Here is a 23,967-nt window from a genome sequence, read left to right as displayed (position 1 = left end):
CTTCGCAACAAATACGTACCTTTGACCCGTTTGAACGCTATATAAAATAAGAAGTTAAGAAATCAATGAAACGATACCTTTTTTTGCTGGCAGGTCTTTTTTGGCTATTCACGGCCGAGGTGCAAGCCCAAACGCAAACCCAGGATATTTCCAAGGTCCGTGTAGAGCAATTGTCTGACGACCAGGTTATCAAACTCATCGCCGAAGCCGACAGGCGAGGCATGACCGACGATCAACTCTTGCAAAGCTTAGGTCAGCGTGGCATGTCCGCAGCCGAACAGCAAAAGCTACGCAGCCGAATAATGGCCTTACGGCAAAAAGGCGGCTTGGCAAGCAAGCCTACCACCGATTCGGCGACATCGACTGACGAGCAGGGACGACGGGTAAACGACAGCACCGCACTTCTTGACACTGCGTCTTTTAACAAGGATGCGGCCGATACCAGCCGAGTGTTTGGCGCTAAACTATTTCGTAACACCAATATCCGGTTCCAACCCAACCTCAACATCCCAACACCGAAAAACTACATCATCGGTACAGGTGATGAACTGTTGCTGGACCTCACCGGCGACAACGAAGTCAGCTATCGCCTTCCCGTATCGCCTGAAGGCACCGTCAATGTCAATTACATTGGTTTGATTTCCGTTGCAGGCCTTACCATTGAAGAAGCAGCCAGCAAGATCAAGCAGCAGATGCAGTCTACCTATCCCCAATTGCGTTCCGGTAGCACGCGGCTATCGCTCACGTTGGGTAATATCCGTAGCATTAAGGTCACACTGACGGGCTACGTTACCCGTCCCGGTACTTATACATTGCCGTCGCTGGCTAATGTGTTCCATGCCCTCTATGCTTCGGGCGGACCGGCTGAGAAAGGGACGTATCGTAACATTCAGCTCATCCGCAATAATCAAGTGATCCAAACCATCGATGCCTACGATTTTCTTACCAAAGGTGTTCAGCCTGGTAACGTCCGGCTGGAGGATGGCGACGTCATCCACATTCCGGTATTTGAACGGCAGGTTGAGGTGGAAGGATTGGTGAACAATCCCGGTATTTTTGAGCCGTTGGCCAGTGAAACGTTAGCAGATGTGTTGCGATTTGCCGGCAATTTTGCACCGGAAGCCTATACCGCGAAGGTCAAGGTATTACAGATTACGGACCGCGAACGCAGCGTTGCCGATATCTATGCAGAAGATTACAGCACTTATATTCCGAAGAATGGCGACCAATATATCATAGAGGAGGTGCTTGACCGGTATGCCAATCGTGTAGAAATAGAAGGTGCGGTATTTCGCCCTGGTAAATATGCCCTCACAGAGGGGCTTACCCTTCGGCAGCTCATCCAGCGGGCCGATGGACTTAAGGAAGATGCCTTTATGGCCCGTGCTTACATCAATCGGTTAAAACCGGATAACACACAGGAATTAATTACCGTCAATTTAAACGAATTAATGGCAGGTAATGAGCAATCCAATCACGTACTTCAGCGCGAAGATCGTGTAATTATCTCCTCGATCTTCGATCTGCGTGAAGAATACATTGTGTCTATCAGTGGACAGGTACGTCATCCCGGCCAGTTTCCCTATGTCGAGCAAATGACATTGGGTAACCTCATTCAGATGAGTGGCGGACTCGCCGAGGCAGCAAATATAGAAGTTGTGGATGTTGCGCGGCGTATCCGTAAAAATGTAAACGTGCCAGATTCCGTGCTTTCCGAATTGGTGCAGCTAAAATTTGACAGCCGGGAAGAGGCCCTTCAATCAGACTTTGTGTTGGAACCTTTTGACGTGGTGAGTGTGCAAACCAGCACAGGCTACCAAGTGCAGAGAATGGTTCGTATCGAGGGCGAAGTGAAGTTTCCTGGCCAATATGTTTTATTAAAAAAAGACGAAACCATCTCCGACCTTATTAGCCGAGCAGGTGGGGTTACGGAGTTTGCTTACCTGCAGGGCGCGTCGCTGCAACGGAACATCTCAGATGCGTTAGTAGCGCAGGGACATACAGCATTAACTGGGCAGAGCAGACGCCAGCTTCAGGAGATTGAACGGGAGCAAGCTGAATTACAGAATTTGGCCCTGGAAAACACGCTTCAAAGTAAAGATAGCGTAGATACAAAATTATTTTTCAGCAACTATGTCGGTATAAAGTTGGATAAAATCTTGGAAGGAGAAAAAAAATATGATATTCCATTGGAAGACGAAGATGTGATTATTGTACCCCGGCAATTGCGCACGGTAATGGTACGCGGTCAGGTACTTAACCCCAATCGAATTGTTTATCAAAAAGGGAAACCACTAAGGTATTACATTCGTCAGGCGGGAGGATTTACAGCCAAAGCCCACAAACGAAAAACGTTTGTACAACATGCGAATGGCTCTGTAGAGGGCAGTAGCGGAGGGTATCCTGAAGTATTGCCCGGCAGTGAAATCATTGTGCCTACCAAGCCGGAGCGGGAGAAAATCCCTGTTCAGGCTTGGGTGAGTATGGGTAGCGTGGTCACTTCCATGGCTGCTGTGATTGTGAGTTTATTGAAATAAGTAAGATGGCTACAGAACCGATGCGTATTTCTGAGGAAGAAGAATTAACGCCAAAAGAGGTTATTATAAGCCTCCAAAATTGGATTCGCTATTTATGGTCCAAGCGACTCCTTTTGTTAATTTCCGGTATCCTTGGTGGAGCGTTAGGTATATTGTATGCTTTTTTGAAAACACCACAGTATACTGCGACCACTACCTTTGTGCTGGAAGGGGGTGAAAGCAAAGGCGGATTGGCCCAATACGCTGGCATGGCGGCGATGGTTGGCATTGACCTGGGCAGTAATGCGAGTGGTCTGTTTCAGGGCGACAATATTTTGGAATTGTATAAATCCCGCACCATGCTTTCGCAGGCGTTGCTTTCCAAAACTCATCCCGACTCCAACGAACTGCTCATCGAACGGTATGTTACATATAACGATTTTAAAAATGTATGGCAAGACGATCCAGTGTTGGCCGAACTGGATTTTCGTCGGAAGCCCGAGGAACTGGATAGTCAGAGTCTTCGCGTTCGCGACAGCGTCTTAACAGAGTTTATAGAGGCGATAAAGAAAGATGTGTTAACGATCGAGAAGCCCGATAAGAAATTATCCATTATTAAGGTAGAAGTAACTTCACCTGACGAAGTCTTTTCGAAAGCATTCAACGAAAACTTGGTTAGGCGGGTAAATGATTTTTATATTCAGACGAAGACGAAGAGATCGACAGACAATATTGCTACACTACAGCATAAGGTCGATTCGGTTCAGGCGGTGATGACGGACGCCATCTACTCGGCGGCTAAAGTTTCCGATGCGACCCCAAACCTCAATCCTACCCGGCAAGTACAACGCTTGGGCCCTGCCCAGAAAGCACAGTTTTCGGCGGAAGCTAATAAGGCCATCCTGTCGCAATTGTTGCAAAATCTGGAGTTGGCGAAGATGAATTTGGTACAAGAACAACCCCTTATTCAAGTGGTGGATTCGCCGGTTTATCCCCTATTCGTAGAGAAGTTGGGGAAAGTGAGAGGTCTTATTTTTGGCGGTTTCCTTTTTGGTTTTTTGACATTGCTTTTCCTTGTATTACAGAGAGTATATAGAGACATCATGTTTGGAAAACAGCCGACTTAAAATCGTGTTAATGGAAGTCGACAACAACAAACAGCAATTTGCGCAATCGGAATTATCGAATAATTTTGTTACTCGCAAGGGCTGATTATTAAATTCTGTCAGTGTACAACGTTTTAACCAAGGAAAACAAATCATCAATTGACAACATCTAAGAATTAATGAATATATAAATGAATAATCAATCATCTCCCAAAACGGTCGAAAATGCACATATTGCAGTTATTGGATTAGGCTATGTGGGTCTGCCCTTGGCGATCGAATTTGGAAAAAAATACAATGTCCTCGGATTTGATATCAATGCCGATCGGGTCGCGGAACTACAAGTAGGGAAAGACCGCACGCAAGAGGCCAACCTTAAAGGGCTGAAAACAGCAATGGAGTTAAAGAAAAAAGGCCGAGTTGGCTTGTCTTTTTCCTCAACGGCTGAAGATCTGCGTCCGTATAATACCTACATTGTTACGGTGCCGACACCGATCGACCAATTCAAGGCACCTGATCTTACGCCATTGATCAAGGCATCTGAAATGTTGGGCAAGGTACTGGAAAAAGGCGATATCGTCGTTTACGAGTCGACAGTATACCCTGGCTGTACCGAGGAGGACTGCGTGCCGGTATTGGAACGGGTGTCGGGCTTGAAGTTCAATCGAGACTTCTTTGCCGGTTACTCGCCTGAGCGTATCAACCCGGGCGATAAGATCAATACGTTAACCAAAATAAAGAAAGTGACCAGCGGTTCTACGCCGGAAATTGCCGATCGAGTGGACGCCTTGTACCGTTCCATCATTGAAGCCGGAACTCATAAGGCGCCAAGTATCAAGGTTGCCGAGGCATCCAAAGCGATTGAAAATGCCCAGCGAGATGTCAATATTTCCTTTGTTAACGAGCTTTCGTTGATTTTCGACCGCATCGGTATCGATACCCACGATGTCATCGAAGCGGCAGGAACTAAATGGAATTTTTTGAAGTACCAACCCGGGTTGGTGGGTGGACACTGCATCGGGGTTGATCCGTATTATCTTGCCCACAAAGCACAAGCGTTGGGCTATCACCCGCAGGTAATCCTTTCAGGCCGCCGGGTCAACGATCACATGGGGGCTTTCGTGGCCGACAAGGTGGTGAAGTTAATGATCCAGAAAGATCATAAAATCAAGGATTCCCGTGCGCTGATCATGGGCATCACATTCAAGGAGAACTGTCCCGATATTCGCAATACGCGGGTAGTGGACATTTACCACGAATTGGTACAATTCGGTCTTTCGGTCGATATCTACGACCCATGGGCCGATGCCGTAGAAGTAAAACACGAGTACGGACTGGACATCATCAATGAAATCAGTGGTAATGTGGTGTATGATGCCATCGTTGTGGCGGTAGCCCATAACGAATTTCTGAAGTTCGACTACAAAAAGGTAAAGCGTAATAATGGGGTGGTCTTCGACACCAAAGCTTGCTTGGATCGGGATTTGGTGGATGGACGATTGTAAGTAAATTGATTAGTCGGATGATCACTAAACAATACGATATCGTTGTGGTCGGTGCGGGCTTGGTCGGTTTGGCGACGGCCTACCAGCTATTAAAAAAGCGGCCTGCTAGCCGGCTGCTCATTATCGAAAAGGAATCCGGTGTCGCACAGCATCAATCTGGACATAACAGCGGCGTCATCCACAGCGGTATCTACTACAAGCCCGGTAGCCTCAAGGCCAAGAACTGCGTGGAGGGCTACGCAGACTTACTGTCCTTTGCCAAGGAATATGGCATTCCCTACGACTTGTGCGGAAAGGTCATTGTCGCCACTTCCCAAGACGAGATCCCGGCACTACATAACATTTTCAATCGGGGTGTGGAGAACGGCCTTCAGGGTATGAGGTTAATCGATCGGGCCGAGATAAAAGAGTACGAGCCCCATTCCGCTGGTATTGCGGCTATTCACGTTCCCCAGACGGGTATCATCGATTATCCGGCGATGGCGAAGAAATTGCAAGAACTGATCGTCGAATCGGGAGGAGAGATCGTATTTTTGGAGAAGGTGCTGGGCATTCAATCGGATGGTAGCGCTACCTATGTCGAAACGGACAAGCATTCGTATATCACTACCTACTTGATCACCTGTGCTGGGCTCCAATCCGATCGGGTAGCTTCCTATACCGAGTCGGCAAACGATCTACGGATTATTCCTTTCCGAGGAGAATACTACAAATTGAGGTCTGAGAAAGAGTACTTGGTCAAAAACCTGATCTATCCCGTACCCGATCCTAACTTTCCGTTCCTCGGAGTGCATTTTACGCGGATGATTGGTGGAGGGGTAGAGGCTGGCCCAAATGCAGTGTTGGCATTCAAACGCGAAGGATATCGTTTTTCCAATATTCATTTGGGAGATACATTGGATACGTTGACATGGCCTGGTTTCTGGAAAGTCGTTGGTAAATACGGGCGTACCGGTATCGGTGAGATCTATCGATCGCTGTCCAAGTTGGCATTCACCAAGGCTTTGCAGAAATTGCTTCCTGAGATTCAGGAGTCCGACTTGATTCCCGGAGGAGCCGGCGTTCGGGCACAGGCATGTGATTGGCATGGTAAATTGATAGACGATTTCAATATCTTGCGTCAAGGCAACATCGTACATGTGCGCAATGCACCCTCTCCAGCGGCGACATCATGCCTTTCCATCGGTCGATATATTACCAATCAACTCAGCTAATCAAACAGCATGAATCAACAAATACAGATGGTCGATTTGAAGACCCAGTATCTTCGCATCAAGGATGAAATTGACCAAGCCTTATTAGCTGCGGTCGAAGAGACCGCTTACATCAATGGCCCCCAGGTCAAAGCTTTTATCGAGTCGTTGAAATCATTCAATCAGGTAAAATACGCTGTGACCTGTGGCAACGGTACCGATGCGCTGCAAATTGCAATGATGGGGTTGAGCTTCAAACCTGGCGATGAGGTGATTGTACCCGCATTCACCTACATTGCAACCGTAGAAGTTATTGCCCTGTTGGGCTTGATTCCCAAATTCATCGATGTTCGACCGGATACCTTTGAGCTTGATTACGAGCAATTGGAGTCGAAGATCACCGACAGGACCGTAGCGGTCGTTCCCGTCCACCTTTTTGGACAATGCTCCAACATGGAGGCGATCAATGCCATCGCCGAAAAGCACGGTTTGGCGGTCATTGAAGACACCGCGCAGGCGATGGGTGCCGAGTACATTTATAGCGATGGAACGAGGCAATTTGCAGGAACGGTTGGTACCATCGGTACCACTTCCTTTTTCCCGTCGAAAAACCTCGGCTGTTTCGGGGATGGCGGTGCCTTGTTCACCAACGACGAGGCCCTTGCGCAGCGCGTTCACATGATTGCCAATCACGGTCAGCGCCAAAAGTATCACCACGAATCTATTGGTGTCAATTCACGGTTGGATACTATCCAAGCTGCTGTGCTGAATGTGAAGATTAAGTATCTGAAGGAGTATGTGGAGGCGCGTCAAGCGATAGCACGTCGATACGATAGTCATTTCCTGAACCTCAATGGTCTTTCGATACCGGCTAGGGTGACTTATTCGACCCATGTGTTCAACCAGTATACCTGTAAAGTCGCGGATGGTCGACGGGATGCGCTTAAAGCGTTCTTGCAGGAGCGTGGCGTACCTTCGATGGTATACTATCCTATTCCGGTACATTTACAGCAGGCTTACCTTCTATATGGATACAAGGCGGGAGACTTTCCGGTATCGGAGTTATTGTGCAAAGACGTCATTTCCTTGCCGATCCACACGGAGATGGAAATTGAGACTCAGGATTATATCATTGAACAGGTTAACGCATTTTTCAGTCATGGAAGCTAACGAATATTTCGTGCATCCCACCGCTGTGGTGGATGCCGGAGCCAACATAGGTTCTGGTACGAAGATTTGGCATTTTTCACATATCATGTCTGGTTGTTGGATTGGTGAACGCTGCAACATCGGACAGAATGTGGTCGTATCGCCAGGCGTTGTGCTGGGAATGAACGTAAAGGTGCAAAATAACGTCTCTATTTACGAGGGAGTCACTTGTGACGATGACGTATTTCTTGGTCCGTCGATGGTATTTACCAATGTAACAAATCCCCGTAGTGCCATAAACCGCAGGGGGCAGTACGCCAAGACACATGTGGGAAAGGGAGCTTCGATCGGTGCCAATGCGACCATCGTCTGTGGACACGACATCGGTGCATATGCATTCATTGGTGCCGGTGCGGTCGTCACCAAAGCGGTCGCCCCTTATTCCTTGGTGGTTGGCAATCCGGCGCGTCAATTGGGGTGGGTCAGTGAATACGGGCATCGGTTGCAATTTGATGAGCAAGGTCGTGCGCTATGCCCAGAATCCCAACAAGAATATGAACTAACAGACACTCAGGTAAAACGAATAAAATAATGACAGCACTAAATAGAAAAGTAAAATTTGCGGTCATCGGCTGCGGCCATATCGGTAAGCGTCACGCCGAAATGGTTACTCGTAATGAGGAGAGTGAGCTTGTCGCACTTATCGACGTGAAAGATAAACCCCAATTGGGTATCGATGCCTATCCTGTTCCCTTTTTTAATTCAATCGATGAATTTTTGGCTACTGATATAGAGGTCGATGTTGTCAATATCGCCTCCCCTAATGGATTCCATGCGGAACAAGCGATGAAATGCTTGGAAGCCCGTAAACACATTGTCGTCGAGAAACCGATGGCTTTGAATAAGAAGGATGCGGAAAAGGTTATTTTCAAAGCCCTACAGGTGCATCGACAAGTATTTGCCGTTATGCAGAACCGCTACTCGCCGCCGTCGGTGTGGATCAAGGAATTGATCGAAAGCGGCAAGTTGGGCAAGATTTATATGGTTCAGCTCAATTGCTACTGGAATCGCGATGCTCGCTATTACAAGCCCGAAAGCTGGCACGGCAAGAAGGACTTGGATGGAGGGACACTCTTCACCCAGTTTTCGCACTTTATTGACATCATGTATTGGTTGTTTGGTGACATTACCAATATTCAGGGCAAATTCAATGATTTCAATCACCAGCAGCTAACCGATTTTGAAGATAGTGGCTTTGTAAGCTTTGATTTCGTTAATGGCGGTATGGGTGCCTTGAATTACTCGACCGCAGTATGGAACCAGAATTTGGAAAGTTCGATGACCATCATCGCTGAAAATGGTTCTGTTAAAATTGGTGGGCAATATATGGACAAAGTCGAAGTATGCAATGTAAAGGATTATGAAATGCCCGAATTGGCTCCGACGAACCCGGGAAATGATTATGGGGCGTATAAAGGATCGGCAGCTAATCACCATTATGTTATTGAGAATGTGGTGGGCGTTTTAAACGGCCGGGAAACAATCACGACGAATGCGCTGGAAGGATTGAAGATTGTAGAGATTATAGAACGGATTTATTCCATTTAGAATAATTGGGGATTATACTTAAAAGAAATTGAGAAGGTTACTTAATGTTAAACATTAGGGAATCGTAATATTGGCTACGTAATGAGTTTGAATGGAAAAGCGAGAAAGGGGGTGCTTTGGTCCTTAGCACAACAAGCGTCAATTCAAGGGATAAATCTCTTGGTCCAGCTTTTCTTAATGCGATTACTAACCCCAAGTGATTTTGGTATTATCGCTTTAATAACTGTTTTTATTTCTCTTGGTAATGTTATCGTGGAAGGCGGACTAACTTCCTCCTTAATAAGGAGCAAAGAATTAGATATTGAGGATTATTCCTCTGTTTTTTTGTTAAATCTTTTTCTTAGTTTATTTTTGTATTTCTTAATATTTGTTTCTGCTCCTTTCATATCGATATTCTACGGTGAACCGAGTCTTAAAGCCATTATCAGGACATTTGGAGTCGTTTTAATAATAAAAGCTTTAGCAGCTATACAGGTAACAAAATTTACTAGGGATCTAAACTTTAAGATCCAATTTATTATTAATTTACCGTCGGTAATTGTTGGTGGAGTGGTTGGGTTGTTAAGCGCATTAAACGGCTTTGGGGTTTGGAGTTTGGTTTTTATGGCTTTATGCCAATCACTAGTTTCAATGATCTTAAGTTGGCAAGTGTCGGATTTAGCGATAAAATGGTCATTTAATTTTGAAAAAATCAAAGGTCATTTTTCTTTTGGTTATAAGCTGGCTCTTTCCTCTTCTCTTAATATCATTTTCCAAAATATATATAATATTATAATAGGAAAGGCTTTCAACACTCAAATACTCGGTTTTTATAATCGTGCTGAGTTATTAAGTGGGTTGCCGTCGCAAAATCTTTCCTTGGCAATTAATAAAGTAACTTTTCCCTTATTTTCCAAATTACAAGATAGCAATACAGAATTAGCTTCAGTTTATAAGAAAGTGATGCAAGCTTCTATTATGGCTACAGCCCCAACAATGATTGTATTGCTGTTGTTTGCTGATGATATTTTCTGGATTTTGTTTGGAGATAAATGGAATTCCTCTATCCCATATTTTAAGTTATTATGTATTTCTTCCATTATTTATCCGTTACAGGGCTTTAATCTCAATATCTTGTCAGTGAAAGGTCGAACAGACTTATATTTAAGGTTAGAAGTGCTAAAAAAAATTATAATTCTTTTGGGTGTTTTTATATCGCTTTCCTACGGAATTTATGGGTTAATTTATTTTCAATTGATTTTTTCTTTAGTAGCTTTTTTTATCAATTCATATTATGCTGGTTCTTTAATTGGATATTCGGTGATGAATCAGATTACCGACATAGTGCCAATTATCTTGATTTCTGTGCTTGCTGGTTTCGCGTGTTATATTTTTAAGCATTTTGTACCATTGCACGGTCTCTTGTTATCATTCATCTCGTTATTAGTATTCGTTATTTTATATTTAGTTTTAGGCTTAGTTTTTCAATTAAAATTATTTAAGAGGGTTTTTACACTCGCAAAACATTTAATCGTATGATTCCCGTTACTAAACCATATCTTCCTCCTGTTGAAAGTTATCAAAATTTAGTTTCTGATATTTGGAATCGGCGGTGGTTAACAAATCACGGTCCGTTGGTTAACGAATTAGAAGAAAAATTAAGAAGATATATAGATAATCCTTATCTATTATTTGTTTCTAACGGTACTGTAGCTTTACAAATAGCTATTAAGGCGTTGAATTTAAAAGGAGAAATTATAACTACACCTTTTTCGTATGTGGCCACAACGTCTTCTATTTTATGGGAACAGTGTAAGCCGGTTTTTGTAGATATTGAAGAAAGCTCGTTCAATATAGATCCGACGAAGATTGAGGAACAAATAACGAGCAAAACAACCGCGATTTTGGCAACTCATGTGTTTGGGAATGCTTGCGAAATAGAAAAAATTGAAGAGATTGCGAATAAGTACAATTTAAAAGTATTGTATGATGCAGCTCATTGTTTTGGAACGGGATATAAGGGACAATCTATTTTTAATTACGGAAATATCAGTGTATGTAGTTTTCACGCGACTAAATTATTTCATACCATTGAAGGAGGGGGGATAATTTGCAATAGCGGTGTGCTTCATGAAAAATCGACATTATTAAGAAACTTTGGGCATACATCTCCAATAACTTTTGGGGACATTGGAATAAATGGCAAAAATTCAGAATTCCATGCTGCAATGGGATTATGTTGTTTTGACGATCTAGAGAGTATTATGCTGAGAAGAAAGGAACAGTGGTTGTATTATAGGGACGTATTAACGGAAATAAGTGGAATAAAATTACTGAAAATTCATCCTGATATCAAGTATAATTATTCGTATTTTCCAGTTGTTTTTGATTCCGAAGGAACCATGTTTAGGGTTATAGAAGCTCTAAATGCTAATTATATCATACCAAGGAGATACTTTTTTCCTTCGTTAAATAAGCTTAAGTTTTTAGAAAAGCCTGAAGCTTGTCCAATATCTGAGTCGATTTCTTCTAAAATCATTTGTTTACCTTTGTATCACGATTTGAAAATTCATGAACAAGATTTAATAGTTTCTATATTAAAAAAGCACCTATCATGATAATAGTGGGCGCGGGAGGGCATGCAAAAGAAATACTGACAATATTTAGTGAACACAGGGAACAGATCGACATTTGTTTTTTTGATAACATTAGTCATCGCGAAAGTCTGTATAGCTATAAAGTCATAAATAGCATAGACGCTGTTTTAAAGTATTTTGAAAATACGAATGATTTCAGATTTGTTATTGGTGTAGGCGGAGTTAAGAACCGAATGAAAATCGTCTTTGAATTTGAGAAAATAGGAGGAACGCCTACGTCGATTATAAGTAAGAGAGCGATAATTGGGAAGTATGACATGAAATTGGGCGTTGGACTTAACATTATGCATAATACCTTCATAAGTAACAGCGTTACAATAGGTAATTATTCGTTAGTTAACCATGGGGCCAGTTTACATCATGATGTAAAAGTAGGGAATTTTTGTGAAATCTGTCCGATGGCGCAATTATTGGGAAGTGCTAAGGTCGGAAATCATTGTTTTATTGGTGCTGGGGCAATAATTTTACCTGGTATACAAGTGGGTGACAACGTAACAATAGGGGCAGGAGCACTGGTCAATAAAGATGTAGAGTCAGATACGACGGTGTTTGGAGTTCCTGCAACAAGCCGCTAAATAGATATTAATAACACTACTGACCGACTAAAATAAAAAGGGAGCAGGTCTTTTTGAAGCCCACCCCCTGATGTTGTAAGTTTGTTTTTGCGAAATCAACTACAACATGGGTAAAAATAGGGAAATAAATTTTGTCGGACAGCCGATTTTGAAACAGATCATGGAAATAGCTACTGCTCTCGACATCAAAAGCATCATTCGGGAAAAGCAGAGCGACCGTTATTACAAGTCATTCGGCAGCATGACACAGCTGGTTACGATGCTGTTCGGGATATTGAGTCGTTGCGACTCGATGACGGAAGTATGTGAGGGTCTGCGTGGTATGGGCGGCAAGCTGAATCACTTGGGATTGAGGAAATCCCCGGCCAAGAGTACGGCCAGCGACGGTCTGCGCAACCGAGACAGCGGTTTTTTCGAGTCGGTGTATTTTTCGCTGGTGAAGCATTACCAAAGTTTTTTGTCGGACAGCCGGACTTTCGGGCTGACCTTCAAGGAGGTGCTGTTAGTAGACTCGACAACCATCCGGCTGTTCAGCGACATAATGAAAGGCGTGGGCCGTAATCCAAAAGGGGATGGGAAGAAGAAAGGCGGGCTGAAGGTTCATATGCTCATCGATGCGGTACAGTCTGTCGGCCGGTTCGTAAAGATCACCGAGGCCAAGGTGCATGACAAGAACTTCCTGCGGGGCCTGGAGCTGGTCCCGCACAGCGTGGTGGTGTTCGACCGGGCATACAATTACTACCTGATGTTCGCCCGCTGGACGGAGAAGCAGGTTTATTTCGTGACCCGGATGAAGAAGAATGCGGTATACACGGTCAATCAGACCCTTCGTACACATTACCGTAAAAAGGGGCAGGCCAAGGTGCTGCGCGATGAGATTGTCGGCCTTAGCTACCATCCCGAGGATGAAAACGGCAGGAAAATCACCAAGGACACCCTGGAAGTCACCCTGCGCAGGGTCTGTTACCAGGATGAAAAGAACCGGTATTATGAGTTCCTGACCAACAATATGGACATCACGGCCGAGGAAGTGACTTTCCTGTACAAAAAACGCTGGACCATCGAGCTGCTGTTCAAGAAAATGAAGCAGAACTTCCAGCTGAACTATTTCTACGGGGAGAACACCAATGCGATCTATACGCAAGTGTGGTGCACGCTCATCGCACAGCTGCTGCTGACCGTATTGCAGAAGAAGGCACAGGTGAAGAAAGCGTTTTCGGTAGTAGCCACCCTGGTGCGTATCCACCTAATCAGCATGTTGGACGTATACCAATTGTTGAAAAGTGAAAACCGGCAATACAACGCCCACGATGGACCACCTGAAACAGGCCAACTGGCGCTGTTTTTATCCTCAACGGGGGGAGGTATTTTTTGAAAAATGAATTGAAACGGCCTTTTAGGCCAAATAGATAGTTAAATGTAAACAACGACGACTTTAGTCGGATAATAGTGATTAAATAAATGAAAATTCTGCATTTGATAAGCGATTCTTTATTTACTGATTATGTTATTGAATTTTTTGAAGGGGTTAAGAAAGGGTCTAATATTTTTTTAATTAGTGTCCCATCAAATAATTATGACTTCGTTTTTGCAAAGAAATATCAATCAAAGAATGTTATTGTTGCAAAAAAGAATTCAAATCACTACAATTCAGTTATTGAGGAATCAAATGCAGATATTATTTTAATTCATTGTTTACATAATTATAAGGCATCCTTGATTGCGAAAAGGACAAAAAAGCCGCATCAAATTTATGCTTGGTTTGCGTGGGGTACAGATTTAAATTGGATTCCAGGTTTCCATAGACAGTTGTTTTATGAGAGAACGCGACATGCTCTTTTTAAAAGTTCTTTTTTCAGTTTTTTTAACTTAAAAAGTGTTGCAAAGAATATTTACTATAGTATGGTAAGTAGGTCGATCATGGCCAGATATAAAGTAGCGGTGGAAAAGATTGATTTTTGTGCGACAGTTATTCCTATAGAATTTGATCTAATCAAACATAGACTTGGGACAGTATTTAGAGCCGAGAGAGTGAGTTTCTCGTATGCAACATTGGAGAATAGCTTTGGCTCCCATTTAGAGCACGCTAATAGAGATTTAGGTACTTCTATTTTAGTAGGCAATTCTGCCTCTCCAACATCTAACCATATTGACGTTTTTTATAGGTTGAGGGACTTTAGCATAGAAAAGAGGAAAATAATTGTTCCCCTGAACTATGGAGAATACGATCTCTACAAAAAAGAAGTCTTAAAATTTGGTAGGCAATTATTTCCCCAAAATTTTTTTCCACTGACCGAAAAAATTTTATCTAAGGAAGATTATATACAATTATTAAAAAGTTGCAACGTTGCAATTATGGCGCATGAAAGACAGCAAGCTGTTGGAAATATCATTATTTTAATGTGGTTGGGTGTCAAACTCTTTCTTTCGGAGAGAAGCCCTGTATACATTTTCTTTAAGCGGAAAGGCCTGAGAGTGTTTTCCTATCAATCAGACCTTGCTGCCGAACTTTTAATTCCCTTAAATGAAGAGGATATCGCTACAAATAGAAAAGTATTATACGAGTTATATGGTACTGAGAATGTGAAAAATAAGCTTGTTCAGACATTAAATATCTTTGAAAAAGCCGTTAGGGAGAGAGAAGTATGAATCTACTCGAAAAGAAAAGGGCTATTTTATTTTGTGTTTTGTGTTTTGTGTTTCTTTGTTTGTCTATTATTTTCTCTGGAAAATTTTTTTTTGCTGGTATATGGACATTTCTGACGTTAGTTGTTATAGCCATATTTTTAGGTTCTCAGAAGAATTTCTACGTTTTTAATCCGATTAATCTCTTCTGCATATTTTATATTACTATTCCTCTGACAAGTATTTACTATATTTTTACTGATTTCAACAATTCAATTTTTATAGATAAATACTTGCTGAAAGGGGACTATGTCTCGTTATTTAACCTCGCTACTTTTTATTATCTTTTAGGATTAGTATGCCTAATAGCAGGATACAGGATGTTTAAAAACCCTATAATAGGCAGTATGAAATTTCATAGCGGCAATAATAGTGAGATGTCTGATATACTCATTCGATGTACAGCCTATATCCTCTCATTAATCGGTCTGTTTAACTTTCTTTTTAACGTAGTAAGATTCTCAGGAGGGAACATATTAAATTATCTTTCAAACGTAGCACTTAGACACCATGAATTTTCAGAGGTTGGCGGAACGACAGCAGGGTATCATTTCCTATATATAGGGGCGTACCTTATTCTCTACCTTCATATCAAAAATAAAAGCAGTTTCTTTGAACTGCTTATAATCGTTATAATAAGTACGATTGTTAAAGCGAGCGTCGGCAGAATCTATGGAACTGTTGTACATTTGATGTCTTTTATTGCTATGTTTTATTTCTCTCAGATAGGTAAAGCGCCGGTCCTTTCTATCTACAATAGAAAGTTTATCATAGGGGCTTTGTTTTTAGTGCTAATGGGAGGTGTATTTTATTTTTATAGAGTCTACAGTGCTCTAAGTATTGGTACAGATATTGTTTTTGAAGATTTAATATCAGAGTTTTCTGGTGCATTAGGAATGTTCGTTTTTGATAAGGGAAATACTCCTAATGTGGCTTTGTTTATGAAAATAATTGACTCTTGGAGTCACGATTACGGTTATTTGTATGGCAAGTCGTTGTTTTCTGGTATACTTCCTTTAGAATTAATTAACAATCATGGCTATAATACTAGTATAATAACTCAGGAGTTATGGTATAGTCACCTTCCAAGTGGAGCCTTACCCACTACAGCTGTTGGTGAGCTGTATATGAATTTTGGGCCGATAGGAGTCCCTATTTTTATGTTTTTTTTTGGAGTTGTTCTTAAATTGTTCTTCATATATGCTATTAGGCGATCGACATTTACAAGTTTTCTTACATTAACGCTGCTGTCCCTCTCTTTTGTATTTATTTATCCGAAAGTAGATTTTAGTAATTTGAAATTATATTGGATAATACTGGGATGCGCCCCCTTCCTTTTTATTAAGATTTGTAAATTTGTCTCATATAGAAAAAAAAATTGATGCGAGTTCTACAAATATCAAGCGATTTTGCAAATCAAAGATTATATGATCTATTAGTTTCTACAATGGCTGGGTTAGGTATTTCACAAGTAGTGTATGTGCCAGTAAGGCGGCAAGAGGAGATGAATAGGAATATAAATCCGAATTTAGTTAATGTTGAATATCAATATTCGTTTATTTTAAATAAATTAGATAGAATTAATTATTTCGGTAAAATTAAAAAGACCTCAAATGATTTGATAGATAAAGTTGATTTGTCTTCTATTAGAATTTCTCATGCACATTTTCTTTTTAGCGATGGGGGGATAGCTTTAGCGTTAAAAAAGAATTTTGGAATTCCTTATATTGTTGCCGTTCGTAATACAGACTTGAATGTGTTTTTCAAATATTTAGTTCATTTGCGGGGTGTTGGGGTGAAAATTCTTCAGAATGCGGAAAAAGTGATATTCTTGTCGGGGGATTATAGAAACAGATTATTAAGTACATATGTTCCGAAAGGCTTAAGAACGCAAATTTTTGCGAAATCAGTAGTGATACCTAATGGTGTAGATGACTTTTGGTTGACTAATAGGTGTTTTAGAAATGATTGTGGACTTAAAAGAAATTTTCTTTATGTAGGCAATTTTTCAAAAAACAAAAATGTCGATATACTAATCCGTTCTATCGTCAATATGTCCAAAATAGGTAAGGACGTACATTTGACATTAGTTGGTGGTGGGGGGAATGACGAGAATAGAATCATAAAACTTTGTGAATCTCACGCGGATTTAATTTCTTACAAGGGGAAAGTACTGGATAAGGAAAAATTGATGTCGATTTATCGTTCCTGTAATATATTTGTTATGGCATCTTCCCATGAAACATTTGGCTTAGTTTATATTGAGGCAATGTCTCAAGGATTACCTATAATCTATACCTTAAATGAGGGGATCAGTGGGTATTTCGAAGAGGGGGATGTCGGATACGGTGTCATAGCACGTAACAGCAGGGAAATTATTGAAAAAAGCGACGAGATATTTAAAGATTGGGTACGGTTCTCGCAAAATGCGGTTCGTTATTCTGCAGATTTTTCTTGGGAGCGAATTGGGCAACAGTACTTGAATATTTATCAAAGCTCTTCAGTAGTAAGAGACGAATAGACGGCTTGATGTTTCGTAATCTTGAATTATATGGCTAATTTCGTATTATATTCTGTTTTTTAGTAAAATCAGCTATTCGTTAGGTGAGAACGGAACCGAAGATAGTACATTTGACGAGTTAGCATAATCATGGAGAGTTATCAATATGAAGTGTCAGTTAATGAAGAGTTTCACTCAAACTTGTAGTATCGGTTTATTTTTTTTGCTCTTTGCGGTTGGCGGAAACGGTCAGGAATTATCTATAAGGAAATTGTCGGATGTAAAATACGCAATCGATGGAGAATTAGCTGGCGGATTGGCAAATGGCAAGCCAATGTTTAATTTCAAGGTAGGAACACCCGATTTTGTTGTTAGGACCAAAGACCAATTACTTAAAGCTTTAGCAGACGCGAAGTCAGGCTCTATAGTCTATGTTGATGACGATGTTGAAATTGATCTTTCGGGACAAAAAAACATTACAATCCGTTCTGGTATCACTTTGGCAAGTGGTCGAGGTAAGGTTGAAGGAGCGCTTGGAGCCTTAATTAAGACGTCGACTGCAGGAACTTCTCCCTTGTTTGTTTGTGGATCCAATGTAAATATATTTGGTTTAAGATTTTATGGAGGTGATAAAGACATTTATCATGGGAATAAAAAGTACGAAGGAAAAAACGCTGTTTATGAAAACACTTATAAAGTGCCTGTTTCTATAGCCATTAAGACGAACTATCCTAATCTTGAGGTCAAAAATTGTGAGTTTTATGGGTGGACTCACGCGGCCATTAGTCTACAAAAGGGCGCGGATAACGCGAAAATCTTGTATAATTATATTCATCATAATAGACGAGTCGGACTGGGTTATGGAGTTAATCTGGACGGTGTTTTCGCCCTTATTAAGGGGAACGTTTTCGACTATAATAGACACGATATAGCTGGAACGGGAATTCCTGGCACAGGTTATGAGGCATGTTACAACGTATTTTTACAGAACGGGACTTCTCATTCAGTCGATATGCATGGAGGAAAAGACCGGAACGACAATACAGACATCGCCGGTACTAAAATAAACGTTTATAATAACACTTTCGTTCTTTTCCCGGATCGAAAGGCTGTCGTGATAAGGGGGAAACCGTCTAAATTAGCCAATATTAAAAACAATACTGTACAATATGTTTCTACCGATGATAAAGCCAAGGGTTTATTTGCTAGAATTTTTGGTGTTTCTTCCAATGCTCCGGCGAATTATGCTACGCCGTTTGATCAATTGTATTCTAAGGGAAATGTTACCATTACAGACAATACAATAAAAAAATGATTAACCTGACATTATATCGTACAAGTGAATAATCGTAAGCAACGGAAGAGTGTGTGGTTAATTTCTAAATATGCTACATCTTCTTTATTTGGCCCGCCAAATAGACAATTTTTTATTGCAAAGTTTCTAAATTTCAATTATCCTGAAACTAGGCTAATCTCATCTAGGTCTTGTGCTTATGGAGAGGTGGATTCTTTCTCAGGGCTTTATAAGACCTTTTATCACGAGGGATTTAGGAATGATGTTTTAAATGGAAGTACTATCGGTTTAGGTCTTTCTTTTAAAAGACTTTTATCATGGATTACTTTTGAGGTCTTTTTGTTCATATATTCTATTATACACTTTAAAAACAGGCCGGCCTTTTTATACGTTTCTTCTTTAAGTATCTTGACGTTTGCTACATGTTCAGTTTTGAAGAAAATTTTCAAATGCAAATTAATAGTTGAAGTTAGAGATATATGGCCAGAGACTTTGACAGAATTTAGTTCTTACGGTAGAAAGAGTATTCCTTTTAAGATACTCAGCCAATTCGAAAAAATAGGCTACAAGAATGCAGACCTTATAATTGGAACAATGCCGAGGCTTGATTTGCATGTTTCTACTATAATTGCCAAGAAATTTAACTATATAAATATACCTATGGGTTATGACGATAGTTTCTATAATTTGGACCCCACTCAATCAATAAAAAAAGTTGATCAACCAATACTTGAAAGAGTAAAGCATAAAATAGGTCAATATAAATTCACAGTTGCCTATGCGGGTACTATAGGAAAAGCTAACCGTGTAGAAGACCTTTTACTTGCTGTTCAATATCTACCGCCCGATACCGGTATATTTATTATTGGGAAAGGACCTTTGAAAGATGAGCTTGTTGAATCATACGCCGAAAATGTTAATATTCATTTCTTCGAACCTGTTTCCAAGGAATCTTTGCCTAGAGTTCTTTCGAATTTTGACATATTAGTAAATATGTGGGATGATAAAAACATCTATAGGTTTGGGGTGTCTCCTAATAAATGGATTGATTACATGTTAAGTTCCCGCCCTATTCTGGTTTCATTTAACGGTTATCAGTCCATAATAAATGATTCCGGTTGTGGTTGGTTTATAAAGGCTAAAGACCCAAAACTATTGGCGAGTAAAATCGAAGAAATACGGTTGGAATACACCCCAGAGGAGTTGTCAGATATTGGTAAATTAGGTTTCGATTACGTAATTAAGGAATTAAATTATAAATCATTAACAAAAAAGATATCTGAGAATCTTGATTCTTTGCAAAAACGATAATGTATTTTTTTCATGGTATTAGATTTTTTTTTGACAGGGAGTACTGGCTTTCTAGGTAGAGTAATCTGTAAATATTTGTCTAATTCGCAGTATACCTATTCTGAATTGAGGAAAAATAGTCAGGGAGCAGTTTTGAACTCATTATATAGATTAGATCCGTCGTTGATTTCTAGAACTGTCGTTCATTTAGCTGGTAAGGCTCATAGTATTCCCAGAACTAAAGAAGAAGAGAATGAATTCTTTCAAACAAATTTTGGGGGCACTCGAAATCTATGCAAAGCCTTAGAGTCTTTGAGCGCGCTGCCAGATAATTTTATTTTCGTTAGTACTGTCGCTGTTTATGGATTGGTTGAGGGGGAAGATATTATCGAGAATATGCCTCTCAACGGTATAACATCATATGCTAAGAGTAAAATTATGGCAGAGTTTTGGTTGAAAGAATGGGCCGTAAAGAATAGAGTTAGATTAAGCATCTTACGTTTGCCGCTTATTGCAGGACCAAACCCACCAGGTAATTTAGACGCCATGATCAACGGCATTAAATCTGGAAAGTATTTAAGTATCGGCCGCGCTGATGCTAGGAAAAGCATGGTATGGGTTGAGGATATTGCACGGATTATTCCCAAACTAGTGGAGAAAGGCGGGATTTATAACCTTACTGATGGCTATCACCCTACTTTCGGAGAGCTAGAAGAAAGTATCTCCAAGGCTTTAGGTAAACGTAAACCTATAAAAGTACCGTACTGGCTCGCTAACGGATTAGCCAAAACGGGTGATATTGTGGGGCGTTTTCCCATAAATTCAGACAAACTGCAGAAGATTACATCTACATTGACCTTTGACGATAGCAAGGCACGAAAAGAACTGGGTTGGAACCCGACTCCGGTATTAAGTAAAATAGAGGAGATTGTCTAATGGTTATTAGGAAGTTTTTAAAACACCCCCCAGCACATACCGTCTAATTCCAATATACGCCAACGAAAGCAACAGTAGAACACAAAAAGCCACGCTATACTGCGTAGTCGAGGGAAAATCACTGGCATATAACACCAGCACACCTGTCCCCACCTGCAATATCCCATAACACGCCGCAATCACCAACCGGTTTCCTTTTGCTTCATTTGCCAAGTACTGATACAAATGCGTCCGGTGCGCCTTAAAGATGTTCTCCCGCTTAACTAACCGATAAACAATAGTCAGTACACTATCCACGCCATACACTGCAAAAAACAGGATATAAATCAAATTACCGGTAGCCAAAATCAAACTCAGCATGGCGAAAATCAAGATAAAACTCATTCCCACACTACCCACATCTCCTGCGAAACATTTGGCGCGTTGCCGGAAGTTGAAAAAGGCAAATACCCCGTTGGCGATGCCAGTGCAATACAAAAGCCGATTATCAATAAAGCCAATATCTCGGTTGGCTATCCATAACAGCAACAGTACGGCAAAGCTATACATCGCTGTGATGCCATTAATGCCGTCCATAAAATTGTATGCATTGATGGTGCCAATAACTAAGATTAATGCAATCGGCACAATGTACCAAGAGTATTCAAACAGCCGCACCTCTACAAAGAGCAACAAAACGGAAAGCAAGTGAATACTGATACGGATGCGGTTGGATAGCGTAAGGATATCGTCGAGAAAACTGATGAGCACGATGAGTGTAAGGCCAGCAAAGAAATAAGGATAAGTAGCTCCGCTCCAAATAAACCAAGCTAGCGCACCTAAATAGAATACAATCCCTCCTCCACGGATCGTAACCTGTGTGTGGCTGCTTCGCTCATTGGGGCGATCGATGATATTATACCGATCTGCTATACGGAAATATGCCAAAAGAGAGGCAAAAAGCAGTATAGCGATGAACAGGTAACTCATGGGCGCAAAGATAGATTTTTCTGAAGGGGAATTTCAATAGAATTAATAAATTGCAACCGACTATTTAGAAAAAGCGAATTTATGAAAGAGATTGTCATATCACAAGGAGGCATTGCCAGTGATCATCGTGGAAGTATTCGGTTTGTCAATGATTTTGACATGACCGCTGTGAAGCGATTTTATATAATTGAAAATAAAGATACCGAGACAATCCGCGGATGGCGGGCACACCGGATTGAACAACGTTGGTTTTACGTCATAGAAGGAGCCTTTTCCATGAAAACGGTTAGGATTGATGACTGGAGTGAGCCTTCTAAGGAGTTGCCGGTAGAAGAAACGATTCTGCGAAGTGAGGAACAACGAATTATACATGTACCCGTAGGTTTCGGAACGGCCTTCCAAGCGTTAGTACCAGGGAGCAAACTATTGGTATTTGCTGACTATGGTATCGAGCACGCGAAACTTGATGATTATACCTACCCGGCAGATTATTTTATAAAGAGTGGGTTTTAATGTATAGTGCCCAATATTCCTGACCCTATGTACGTTATTTTAAGAACTCAATGATGCCATAAACTCACCGAAACGCAACACACGTACACTGTTATCTCGATTGAAGAGCAAGTGCTCAAAATCCCGCTGCTTGGACTTCAGGTCTACCGTTTTCAGTCTTTCAACTGTGGCCGATTTCAATTGCTCCAGCGTTGCAATTCCACATCCTTTCTCAAGAAAATCGTAGTCAGGTGTAGCCTGTGCCAGCAGAAACATCAGGTCATAAAAGTCCCGTCCCTTAGCGCGGGATAGCATCGCCGCTATCTTCATGCTGCACAATACCCCATCGGAAGGGACAGGAAACGGAAAGAAGAATCCGCACCCACTGATGTTGGTGACAATGGGTTTGTATTCGACTCCTTGATCCTGACTTTCAATCTTAATGAGAAACCGTTCCTCACGATGACCGCTCAGCCCCAAGTCAAACAGCAGCTCGGGGAAGTGGATACTGCAACGGAAAGCGGTCAGCTTGGGATTATCCCTGTCCCGTGTTTCCACCTGCCATCCCGAGCGCCTCAAAAAGCGGACAACGGCATCGGTCATCTCCGAAAATTCATCTTTTGAAAAGTCTTTGCAATCAAAATCAAGATCCTCGCTAAATCGATCAATCCCCTTGACCAGCCGGAGATTCGTTCCACCGATAAACGTGGTTTTACGTACGTAAGGCGTGGTTGACAGGAAATCCAGAATAGCCAATTGCAGGTACTCCTTGATCATGTGTTTACCAAACGCCGCGTTATCCCTTATCGTGGCGGGAAAATAATTCCGTATTTGGTCCAGCTGAATCATAATCTATATGTTTTACGCATTAAATCCAGGCGCCGTTGTAACGCGTTGCTTTTGAAACGCCTGCCGTATTCCATCAATAACCCCGTGTCGAGGTCATCCTGCAGATAATCCTCGTCCAAGCGAAGTTCCTCCATTTCCGCCTCGTTATCATAGAACGCATAGAGGTAAAGCAGATCAAGCAATGCTTTTTCCGGTTTGGCAAACTGGAGATTCCGATTACCTTCTATTGGTTTCAAATCGTAACCGAACATCAGATCCTCTCTGACGTTATGATAGGCATATTCGCCAAAATCATTACTGAACGATTGCGTCTTCAATGTCGTGATACTGGTGATCTGAACCACCGCCTCAGGAATGATTCCGTAAAATGCCAGCGCTGTATGCAAACTGATGTAAGATGGTTTGTAAATCCTGTTAGCGAAATACAGGGAATAGTCTGCCTTGCCCTTGTATTCAGAGAAGGTGTAATAACCCTGCCTCAGCCGGACTAAATGCCCTTTTTTCGTCCAGCGAATCAGGTTATTCCGGTCAAAATCCGGCTGCCATGCATACACCTGATCGGTACTGAAGCATGCGAGTTGAAAAAATCTTTCCTTGAATGTCAGAAAATCCATCTTAATTTGTTTCCATTATGCAGCAAATATAATGCATTTTGGAAACAAAA

Annotated in this window: 21 protein-coding genes; 18 read left to right on the top strand and 3 right to left on the bottom strand. The window is 41.5% G+C overall.

What is annotated here, in order from left to right; all coding sequences use genetic code 11:
• Window positions 1-65 precede the first annotated feature (65 nt).
• The 17 genes from IEX60_RS17210 (at window position 66) to IEX60_RS17130 (ending at window position 20,993) form a co-directional block, all read left to right on the top strand.
• The gene (locus IEX60_RS17210) at window positions 66-2,537 is read left to right on the top strand and encodes an SLBB domain-containing protein (RefSeq protein ID WP_188752641.1); all 2,472 of its coding nucleotides are present in this window, start codon (window positions 66-68) and stop codon (window positions 2,535-2,537) included.
• Window positions 2,538-2,542: 5 nt separating this feature from the next.
• Window positions 2,543-3,643 (top strand): Wzz/FepE/Etk N-terminal domain-containing protein, encoded by a 1,101-nt coding sequence (locus IEX60_RS17205; RefSeq protein ID WP_188752640.1) that lies wholly within the window; start codon window positions 2,543-2,545, stop codon window positions 3,641-3,643.
• Window positions 3,644-3,813: 170 nt separating this feature from the next.
• A complete protein-coding gene (locus IEX60_RS17200; RefSeq protein WP_188752639.1) occupies window positions 3,814-5,127 on the top strand; it encodes a nucleotide sugar dehydrogenase in 1,314 nt (437 codons plus the stop codon).
• A gap of 17 nt (window positions 5,128-5,144) precedes the next feature.
• On the top strand, window positions 5,145-6,341 hold the full coding sequence (lhgD, locus tag IEX60_RS17195) for an L-2-hydroxyglutarate dehydrogenase (RefSeq protein ID WP_188752638.1): 1,197 nt from the start codon (window positions 5,145-5,147) through the stop codon (window positions 6,339-6,341).
• A 9-nt stretch (window positions 6,342-6,350) separates the two neighbouring features.
• On the top strand, window positions 6,351-7,490 hold the full coding sequence (locus tag IEX60_RS17190; protein ID WP_229717617.1) for a DegT/DnrJ/EryC1/StrS family aminotransferase: 1,140 nt from the start codon (window positions 6,351-6,353) through the stop codon (window positions 7,488-7,490).
• The gene (locus tag IEX60_RS17185) at window positions 7,480-8,061 is read left to right on the top strand and encodes an acyltransferase (RefSeq protein ID WP_188752637.1); all 582 of its coding nucleotides are present in this window, start codon (window positions 7,480-7,482) and stop codon (window positions 8,059-8,061) included. Before IEX60_RS17190 ends, IEX60_RS17185 begins: the two co-directional genes overlap by 11 nt.
• Window positions 8,061-9,077 carry a Gfo/Idh/MocA family protein gene (locus IEX60_RS17180; RefSeq protein ID WP_188752636.1) on the top strand — a complete coding sequence of 339 codons (1,017 nt, stop codon included), beginning with the start codon at window positions 8,061-8,063 and terminating at the stop codon, window positions 9,075-9,077. The genes IEX60_RS17185 and IEX60_RS17180 overlap by 1 nt, the downstream gene beginning before the upstream one ends.
• A gap of 81 nt (window positions 9,078-9,158) precedes the next feature.
• On the top strand, window positions 9,159-10,595 hold the full coding sequence (locus IEX60_RS17175) for a lipopolysaccharide biosynthesis protein (RefSeq protein ID WP_188752635.1): 1,437 nt from the start codon (window positions 9,159-9,161) through the stop codon (window positions 10,593-10,595).
• Entirely contained in the window at window positions 10,592-11,674 is a 1,083-nt protein-coding gene (locus IEX60_RS17170) for a DegT/DnrJ/EryC1/StrS family aminotransferase (protein WP_188752634.1), read from the top strand. Before IEX60_RS17175 ends, IEX60_RS17170 begins: the two co-directional genes overlap by 4 nt.
• Entirely contained in the window at window positions 11,671-12,288 is a 618-nt protein-coding gene (locus IEX60_RS17165; protein ID WP_188752633.1) for a NeuD/PglB/VioB family sugar acetyltransferase, read from the top strand. Before IEX60_RS17170 ends, IEX60_RS17165 begins: the two co-directional genes overlap by 4 nt.
• A gap of 106 nt (window positions 12,289-12,394) precedes the next feature.
• Window positions 12,395-13,663 carry an IS4 family transposase gene (locus IEX60_RS17160; protein WP_188752632.1) on the top strand — a complete coding sequence of 423 codons (1,269 nt, stop codon included), beginning with the start codon at window positions 12,395-12,397 and terminating at the stop codon, window positions 13,661-13,663.
• Window positions 13,664-13,749: 86 nt separating this feature from the next.
• Window positions 13,750-14,937: a TDP-N-acetylfucosamine:lipid II N-acetylfucosaminyltransferase family protein gene (locus tag IEX60_RS17155; RefSeq protein WP_188752631.1), complete on the top strand. Its 1,188-nt coding sequence runs from the start codon at window positions 13,750-13,752 to the stop codon at window positions 14,935-14,937.
• Window positions 14,934-16,355: an O-antigen polymerase gene (locus IEX60_RS17150; RefSeq protein ID WP_188752630.1), complete on the top strand. Its 1,422-nt coding sequence runs from the start codon at window positions 14,934-14,936 to the stop codon at window positions 16,353-16,355. The genes IEX60_RS17155 and IEX60_RS17150 overlap by 4 nt, the downstream gene beginning before the upstream one ends.
• Window positions 16,355-17,494: a glycosyltransferase family 4 protein gene (locus IEX60_RS17145; RefSeq protein WP_188752629.1), complete on the top strand. Its 1,140-nt coding sequence runs from the start codon at window positions 16,355-16,357 to the stop codon at window positions 17,492-17,494. Before IEX60_RS17150 ends, IEX60_RS17145 begins: the two co-directional genes overlap by 1 nt.
• Window positions 17,495-17,654: 160 nt before the next feature.
• Window positions 17,655-18,788 (top strand): hypothetical protein, encoded by a 1,134-nt coding sequence (locus IEX60_RS17140; RefSeq protein WP_188752628.1) that lies wholly within the window; start codon window positions 17,655-17,657, stop codon window positions 18,786-18,788.
• Between the two features lie 24 nt (window positions 18,789-18,812).
• Complete coding sequence (locus IEX60_RS17135; protein WP_188752627.1) at window positions 18,813-20,078, top strand: glycosyltransferase family 4 protein; 1,266 nt, start codon at window positions 18,813-18,815, stop codon at window positions 20,076-20,078.
• A gap of 12 nt (window positions 20,079-20,090) precedes the next feature.
• Window positions 20,091-20,993: an NAD-dependent epimerase/dehydratase family protein gene (locus tag IEX60_RS17130; protein WP_188752626.1), complete on the top strand. Its 903-nt coding sequence runs from the start codon at window positions 20,091-20,093 to the stop codon at window positions 20,991-20,993.
• A 6-nt stretch (window positions 20,994-20,999) separates the two neighbouring features.
• Here IEX60_RS17130 and IEX60_RS17125 read toward each other — a convergent pair whose 3' ends face one another.
• Complete coding sequence (locus tag IEX60_RS17125) at window positions 21,000-21,962, bottom strand: MraY family glycosyltransferase (protein WP_188752625.1); 963 nt, start codon at window positions 21,960-21,962, stop codon at window positions 21,000-21,002.
• Window positions 21,963-22,043: 81 nt separating this feature from the next.
• On the opposite strand from IEX60_RS17125, the gene IEX60_RS17120 reads away from it, so the two are divergent.
• Window positions 22,044-22,475: a WxcM-like domain-containing protein gene (locus tag IEX60_RS17120; protein ID WP_188752624.1), complete on the top strand. Its 432-nt coding sequence runs from the start codon at window positions 22,044-22,046 to the stop codon at window positions 22,473-22,475.
• Between the two features lie 39 nt (window positions 22,476-22,514).
• Here IEX60_RS17120 and IEX60_RS17115 read toward each other — a convergent pair whose 3' ends face one another.
• Window positions 22,515-23,303 carry a nucleotidyl transferase AbiEii/AbiGii toxin family protein gene (locus IEX60_RS17115; protein ID WP_188752623.1) on the bottom strand — a complete coding sequence of 263 codons (789 nt, stop codon included), beginning with the start codon at window positions 23,301-23,303 and terminating at the stop codon, window positions 22,515-22,517.
• Entirely contained in the window at window positions 23,300-23,917 is a 618-nt protein-coding gene (locus IEX60_RS17110) for a type IV toxin-antitoxin system AbiEi family antitoxin domain-containing protein (protein WP_188752622.1), read from the bottom strand. The genes IEX60_RS17115 and IEX60_RS17110 overlap by 4 nt, the downstream gene beginning before the upstream one ends.
• Between the last annotated feature and the right edge of the window lie 50 nt (window positions 23,918-23,967).

It is taken from the genome of Parapedobacter defluvii (genome assembly GCF_014642075.1).
GTDB classification, from domain to species: domain Bacteria; phylum Bacteroidota; class Bacteroidia; order Sphingobacteriales; family Sphingobacteriaceae; genus Parapedobacter; species Parapedobacter defluvii.
The sequence above is the reverse complement of the archived record's forward strand: the minus strand, read 5'-3'. Positions and strand labels throughout refer to the sequence as shown.